The sequence below is a fragment of the Parahaliea mediterranea genome (assembly GCF_003402235.1).
Lineage (GTDB): Bacteria > Pseudomonadota > Gammaproteobacteria > Pseudomonadales > Halieaceae > Parahaliea > Parahaliea mediterranea.
Genome location: NZ_QEWO01000025.1, coordinates 1 through 1,340, shown reverse-complemented (window position 1 = coordinate 1,340; position 1,340 = coordinate 1). Strand labels below are relative to the sequence as shown.

1 protein-coding gene is annotated in these 1,340 nt (G+C 60.7%); it reads right to left on the bottom strand.

Annotation, left to right across the window (positions count from 1 at the left end):
• Positions 1 to 14: 14 nt before the first annotated feature.
• Complete coding sequence (locus DDZ17_RS22185; RefSeq protein ID WP_116369218.1) at positions 15 to 1,262, bottom strand: ISL3 family transposase; 1,248 nt, start codon at positions 1,260 to 1,262, stop codon at positions 15 to 17.
• Between the last annotated feature and the right edge of the window lie 78 nt (positions 1,263 to 1,340).

Sequence of the window (1,340 nt, the reverse complement as noted above, 5' to 3'; positions counted from 1 at the left end):
GGTTCTTCGTCATTTCATGTGGATTTCAGGATCGAGCCCGCAGGGCTGGCAATCAGGTAGATCATGGTCATGAACGTCTCCGTGTTGCGATATCCCCGAGCTCTGGCACGCGCCGCCTGGAATATGCCATTCAAGCCTTCCAATCGCGCATTGGTATAGGTTGAGGTCCAGCGTTGAACCACTCGATCCACATGCGTCCTCAAGGTAGCCAGCGCTTTTCGCACGGGCTCCAGGGCTGGCGTGTCGCCAACCAGACAGGATGCCCAGTTCAGGTAGTGAGTGATCCGCCAGCGTGCGCCTCGCGGTGTTCTGGCCTTGCGTACCCAGGCGAGCTTTTCCTTGATCCGCCAGGCCGTGGCGGTGTCGAGCCCCTGATCGATAATCTCGGCCAGCGCGAGCAACTGGTTGTCGGTCAGGTGGCCCACCTGTCCGCGTTTGAGTACCGCCCAGCGCAGCTGCTTGGGCAACGGCTTTTCCTTCCCTTCCAGCTTGCGCACAGAGTCCACCGAGCGGGTAAAGACCTGCACGATATGGAACCAGTCCACCGTGATGGTCGCCTCCGGCAGGTGTTCCTTGACGCCATTGATAAAGGCCGGCGACATGTCACACACCACTTCGAGCACCTGCTGTGGGTCGCCACCGTGAGACTTCAGAAAGTCGGCAAATTGCTTCAGCGTCCCCTTGCCACGACCGGGTGTGACAAACAGCACTGGCTCCTTGCGCCGCTCCATGTCGATGAACACGGTAACGTAGTTGTGGCCGCGCTTGCTGGCCGTCTCATCCAGGCCGATACCTCGAACGTTGCTCAGATCAAACTGCGAGATCGCCTGTGCGACGTAGTGCTTCACGATGCGCCACAACCGCGTGTCGGTGATGTCCATCAGGCGCGCCGCAGCCAACACCGGCATCTCCCGAACCAGAGCCAGTGCGGCCTGCTCGAACAACAGCGTGAAGGCGCTCCCCTTGCGCGCCCAGGGCACTTCCACCTGACGGACACCGTGGTCGGGGCACTTCACCCGAGGCACCGAGGCCGTGATGTAGCAGTGGTGCTGGAAGAAGTTGAGGTGCCGCCAGCGCTTCTCCTGAAAATCATGGGCTGGACAGAGCGCGCCACATGTCGGACAGGGGTAGCGAGCACCGCGCTCACCGGCTACCTGCAGGTGCAGCTCGTGGGGCTGCGTCGAGGTATCCAGATGCTGATCAACCAGCTGCCAGGGTGGCTGAATGCCAATCCCCAGCAGCAGAATATCGTCGCTGCGCATGTTGCCATTCCTTGTCTTTCGGTGCGCGGTAGGATGCCCCAGCATGTGGTCTAATTCCACTCAGAGTGACGAGGAGCC